Annotated in this window: 3 protein-coding genes; 2 read left to right on the forward strand and 1 reads right to left on the reverse strand. The window is 65.4% G+C overall.

All coding sequences use genetic code 11. From position 1 onward, the window contains the following. Positions 1 to 108 precede the first annotated feature (108 nt). Entirely contained in the window at positions 109 to 240 is a 132-nt protein-coding gene (locus ACLD7X_RS15685; protein WP_425625343.1) for a hypothetical protein, read from the reverse strand. Positions 241 to 660: 420 nt separating this feature from the next. Here ACLD7X_RS15685 and ACLD7X_RS15690 point away from each other — a divergent pair, with 420 nt between their 5' ends. Further along, positions 661 to 4188 (forward strand): hypothetical protein, encoded by a 3528-nt coding sequence (locus tag ACLD7X_RS15690; RefSeq protein WP_411424614.1) that lies wholly within the window; start codon positions 661 to 663, stop codon positions 4186 to 4188. A 10-nt stretch (positions 4189 to 4198) separates the two neighbouring features. After that, positions 4199 to 5461, forward strand: coding sequence for a hypothetical protein (locus ACLD7X_RS15695; protein ID WP_411424615.1), 1263 nt, complete (start codon positions 4199 to 4201; stop codon positions 5459 to 5461). The last annotated feature ends 69 nt before the right edge of the window (positions 5462 to 5530 follow it).

Raw genomic sequence — 5530 nt, forward strand, 5'->3', positions numbered from 1 at the left:
CTGCAGGATGCCGATGATCTGCTCTTCCGTCAGTCGTGCCTTCTTCATCGTCCGTCCTCTCAATGGGCCGGACCCTAATCGCAGATGGAGGAAAAAGCCCGTGGCAGGTCACAGCCGACCCGCGTTGAAATCCGCGGCCGCCCATGCGCGCGGAATGGAAAGCGTGCGCCCGTCTGGGAAATTCAGGCGGTCCTCGCCGTTGATGGAGGCGACGCGACCCTTGCCGGACCGGTCGTCCAAGGCGACAGGGACCATGGCCTGCGTTGCCCTGGCTCAACACCGGAACTGCCCATAGGCGACGTCATCACCTGTGATAGCGCATGTCCCGGGATCTGGCCTGTCCCGGACAAAGATCCCCGGGCGCAGAACGCGGGCGGGCGTGACCTGCCCCCCGGAACCACCACGTGCCGCCATGCGGCGGGTCGGGGCTGGCAGGATGCAGAGGTGGCTTTGCCGACGTCGGATGACAGGCGGGTCATCGGGGGCGGCGCGACCCGGGCAGGTGCCGCGGCCTTGTGCACGTCTGTCTTGCGTCGTCGAAATCCTGCGCCTGTGTCACGAAATCCTTGACGTATCCGGTTGGGTAATGCGTCACTCCCGCCCGTATTGCCATGTTGCCGTGCTGGTTCGGTTTCACGCTTTCACATTCTGGGAATTGTCATGTCACTGAGCGACGAACAGCTTCGCTTTCTGTCGGCCTATCTGCGCGTGGTCCCGGACTCCGGTTGGTTCAACAGGAACAAGGAAAAGGTCGACGAGGCGCTCGCCGCCAACAAGACGATCAAGCAGGAATTCGAACGCTACGTCGCCGCCCTTGATGCCTATCGCCGCCGCGTCGCCGAGGTCGAGGCCTTGCTGGACGCGCGATTCGTCGTGCTGAATGCCTTGCCGAAGGGGACAGCCGAAGTCCTGGTGAGTGACTACCGCGACAAGATGGTCGCTGCCAGAAGCCGCTTCGTGGCGGACAAGGCAAAGGTGTCGACCCTGGTGTCGCAAGTGGAACACGCCCCCGCGGATGCCCCCCTGTTCGTGCGCGGCGCGACGTCCTTGCTGACCCAGGCCGACGCCATCCGGAAGATCGGTGCGTCCTTGCCTCCCGAACCGAAGTTCGAGGGCGTCGACAACATCGCCCCGCTGGTCGCCGCGCAGGCCGAGGTGCGCGCCCTGCGGGACTTCGCCGATGTATCCGGCCTGAACCGCAGCCGGGTGGAACGGCCCTTTCCCGCCAAGAAGGACGAGGACGCCCGCGCCAAGGCGGTGGTCGACCACGACACCGCCTGCGACAAGATGCTGGAGGGGATCGGCAACATCATGAAGCTGGCGCTCGATCCGGCGCAGGCGATCGAGCCGGCCAAGCTGGAGGGGTCGCTTGCGTTCCTGATGAAGACGCACCGCCCCCGGCGCGACGCGGCCCTGAACACCTTGACCACGCTTTTTGCCGACTGGGGCAAGACGCAGATCGACACGCTGGCCAAGGCCAACAACGACGTGGCCAAGCGGGAACAGGACCGCGACACGAAGGTCGATGCCAAGCTGCTGGAACTGGCCGCGCAGATCCGGAACCTCGAGGCGCTGGTCAAGTCCAAGGAAAAGGCCGCCAAGGATTTCGACCTCGAGGATGGCTACAAGCGCAAGCGCGAGCTGATCGACGACGCCAAGTCCGCGCAGGAACGGCTGGATGCCCTGAAGGAACGGCTGCGGCAGTTCGAAGCCTACAAGGCCGATGCCGCCGGGCGGGCCGATGACATCCTGCGGGCCGATGACCGGCTGAAGGCCGCCACGGCCTTTGCCGTCGACCCGGCGACCGCGCTGGCCCGGGACGGCAAGCCCGTCGCCGTGGCCGCTAGCGACAAGAAGAGCATCGAGAACCTGGAGAGCGGCATCGCCAACGACCTGCGGCGCTATACGGCGGCGTCGCAACGGGTGTCCGTCGATGCCAAGCTGTTTCCCGGCGAGCAGGATCTGTTCGACCTGACCCCGGCGCAGTTCCAGGTGCTGAAGTCCCTTCTGGAGCACGCCACGGGATATATCGCCGAGGCGAAGAAGGCGGCCAAGGGCGTCGATCCGGCCAAGCAGATGGGGCTGGCCAACCGCGTTGTGACAGAGGCGCGGGATCCCTACATCAAGTTCATCGGCGCCAACAAGTTCGCCCTGCCGGAGGTCGACGACCTGCCCGGCGAACCGGATTCGGCGCTTGACCGGCTGAACGCGGATCTGGGCAAGGCGGCACTGGACCTCGATGCCTTCTGGGGGATCGGGGGCGATGCCGACAAGGGGCTGCGCACCGCGCTGGCGTCGATCCGCGGCGAGGCGGGCAAGATCAAGGAAGACGATGAAGCCGGGGCCGCCCGCGTGGCGGCCATGCTGTCCAAGTTCCGCAAGATACTCGATGATCGGCGCAAGGCCTTTGCTCCGGCGTCAGGGCCCTCGGCCAAGAAGGACGCCGATGGCAAGGCGGCCGCGGGCACGGCCAAGAACAAGGTCTTCGGCGAACTGACCTCGCTGTTCCGCACGCGCCCCCTGCAGGAGGCCGAGATCGGCGACATCCCCCCCGACCGGCTGATCAAGGTCGAGATCCTGGGCGGGGCCCAGTATTACGAGATCGAGGCCAAGCGGGGCGGCACGCAGGAGGAACGCGAGGACAAGAGCGTCCCGCGCGAGACGATGCAGCATCTGCTGGATCAGGCGAACATGCTGGAACTGATGGCCGAGTCCGATGTCGCGGGCAGCGGGGACGCCATCGCCGCCAAGGCGCAGGAAACCGAGGCCTTTCTGGCCGCCGTGCTGGCCGGGAAAAAGGACTATGACCATATACTGAAGGAAATCCCGAACGTCACCAAGGCCTTGACGGATTCGGCCTTTGTCGGCTGGTTCCCCGCCGACCTGCAGGAGACGCGGCAGCGCTTCGACACCTTCAAGTCGACCTACGCGACCGCCCTTCTGCCGGCTGACGCGCGCAAGGAAATCGACGCGATCAAGACTAAGGTCGCCGCGCTGAAGACGGCGGCGCAGGCGCTGAAGAAGCAGCACGAGGACTTCGAGGCCGACGCCAAGGCCACCGAAAAGCTGCTGGCCTCGTCCAAGAAGGGCAAGGACGGCACGCTGGCGGACAAGCTGACGGCGCTGGTCAACGGCGACGCAAAAAAGCTGATCGCCAGCGCCAAGATCCCGCAGGGGCAGGCGGCGGAGCTGACCAAGGCCACGACCGCGATCGAGGCCGCGCTGAAAGGGCTGGCCAAGGCCGATCTGTCACTGGGCACGGGCGGTGATTTCCGCAAGCAGCTGGGCGATGCGCGCCGGATGGCGGATGCCCATACGGCCGACGGCATCACCAACGCCGAGGAAGAGATCAAGAAGCTCAAGAAGGCGATTGCCGACGAAGGTGCCGCCCTGTCGTCCAAGGACACGAGCCTTGGGGCGCTGCAGGACCTGGCCGCCAAGCTGACCCGGCTGAGCGCAGAGGCCGTGGCCTATGCCGAGCATGTCGCGGCTGCCGAGACGGCACGGACCAAGGCCAAGGCCGACCTCGAGGCGCTCAGGAAGAAACTGGACGGGAACAAGAAGCTGGCCGCCTATCCCGAACAGAAGAACCTGCAGAAAAGCCTGCAGGCGCGCTTTGATGCCGCCGACAAGGACAAGGCGGTCGATGCCCGGCGCGCCAGTCAGGAGTTTGCGGACATCGCCAAGAGTGCCACCGACATCATCGCGCGTGTCGGTGCGACCGTGAAGATCGACAAGAGTGCAGTCAAATCCATCGAGGATTACATGGCGTCGCTGGGCCAGCATCCGGCCCAGATCGGCACCGCCGCCACAAGTGCGGCCACAACGCTCAAGGCCCATGCCAAGGACGACGGGCCCCAGCAGAAGAAGGCCGCCGAGGAGGTGGCCAAGGTTCTGGAACAGGCCGCCGCCGCCGCACAGCGGATCGCGCCCAAGGCCGGCAGTCTTGTGAAGACATGCGATGATGCGATGAAGCTCACGGACGAGACGGCGCGCCGCGCGGCGATCTACAAGGCGCGCGAGGAGGTGCTGGCGGAACTGCGCCGCGTCAAGGCGGCGACGGACAGCGACCCGTCGATCCTCGTCTATCGCAACAATCCCATCGACCGTGGCGCCGCCTGGGCCGAGCTGGCCGGGTCGCTGCACTCGATGGAAGTGAACATCCTGAAAGTCCTGAACCCCGCCTGAGGAGAGAACGATGCCGCTCAGCGATGCAGAGATCCGGTTCGTGGACTGGGTGAAGGGAAAGAAGATCGACGTCGCGGCCGTGACCGACAGCGCCGAGCGTCAGCAGAAGAAGGAGGCGTTCCTGACCGGGACGCTGGCGGTCAACCTCGACAAGGCGCGCGGGGAAATCGACGCGGCGCAGGGTCTGATCATCCAGAAGACCGACGACCCCAATCTTCTGGTGGGCGCCTGGCGCAAGATGACCAAGACCGAGGACGCGGGCCGGTCCGAGATGAAGTGGCGGGCCACCGACGACGACGTGAACCAGGGGATCTTCGATTCCAACCAGCTGCGCGCGGATGTGGAAGTGGACACGACCGCGGACATCGACGCCAACACAGACCTCATCGACATCGGCGCCATCCAGGCGCTCCAGCAGTCCTTCGAGCGCATCAAGGAGATGGAGCGCGCGATGCGAAGCGAGCTGGACAAGAACGGCGAGCCCGTGTTCACCGACGCCGACATCCGCCGCGAACTCTGGACGCCGCTGGTGCGGTCGGGGCTGATCCCCGAGAACATGGTGCCCAACGAGTTCAGCGAACAGGCCATCGCCTTCAAGGGGGCCAAGGACCTGTATGAGGACAAGCTTCAGGAACACACGGCATCCACCAGCGCGGAACAGGAAAACCTCAAGATCGGCCTGCGGATCGCCAAGGAGGTGGTCAAGGTCGCCGGATCGATCGTGTCGAACTCGATCACCATCGCAAACGCCCCCCAGATCGCCAGCCTGAAAAGCGAGACGGCCAATCTGGCCAAGGTCGATCCCCAGACGGATGCGATCACCAAGCAGATTTCGGACCTCAAGGACAATGTCGCCCGGCTTGAGGCGATGGCGACCCATGCCGAAACCGCGACCACCTTGGCCGCGGGCGCGATTTCGGGGATCGAGATGATCGCCGATCACAAGGCTGCACCCAAGGATCAGCCGCCGATCGACAAGTGGCTGAACACGATCTCGAAGGGCGTCGAACTGGCGCAGAAGATGTCGGTGGCCTGTGTCGGTTCCGCCTTCGTGTCCGGGTCGGATGGCGGGCGCAACAGCACCGATCTGGCCAAATGCGTCACCGGCGCGATGAACGCGGGGTTCACGGCGGGGCGGCTTGTGCCGTCGCTGGCGCTGATCGTGCGCGAACCCGACGAGACCAAGCGCGCCAAGCTGATCGCGGGGGCCGTCAACGACTTTGCCTCGGCGGCCGAGAGCTCCCGCCGGATGATCGCGGCGTTCTCCATGTAGAAGCCGATCAGCGCCTTCACCTGGGCCTGACCTTCCGGGGAGTAGACCGCCTCGGCACCGCGCTGCACG

Source organism: Aphanothece microscopica RSMan92 (genome assembly GCF_046613545.2).
Classification (GTDB): Bacteria; Cyanobacteriota; Cyanobacteriia; order PCC-6307; family Cyanobiaceae; genus NIES-981.

What these genes read in the sequence shown, in the direction of transcription:
- ACLD7X_RS15695 (WP_411424615.1), top strand. Translation starts at nt 4,199, where the DNA reads ATGCCGCTCAGCGATGCAGAGATCCGGTTCGTGGACTGGGTGAAGGGA.
- ACLD7X_RS15690 (WP_411424614.1), top strand. Translation starts at nt 661, where the DNA reads ATGTCACTGAGCGACGAACAGCTTCGCTTTCTGTCGGCCTATCTGCGC.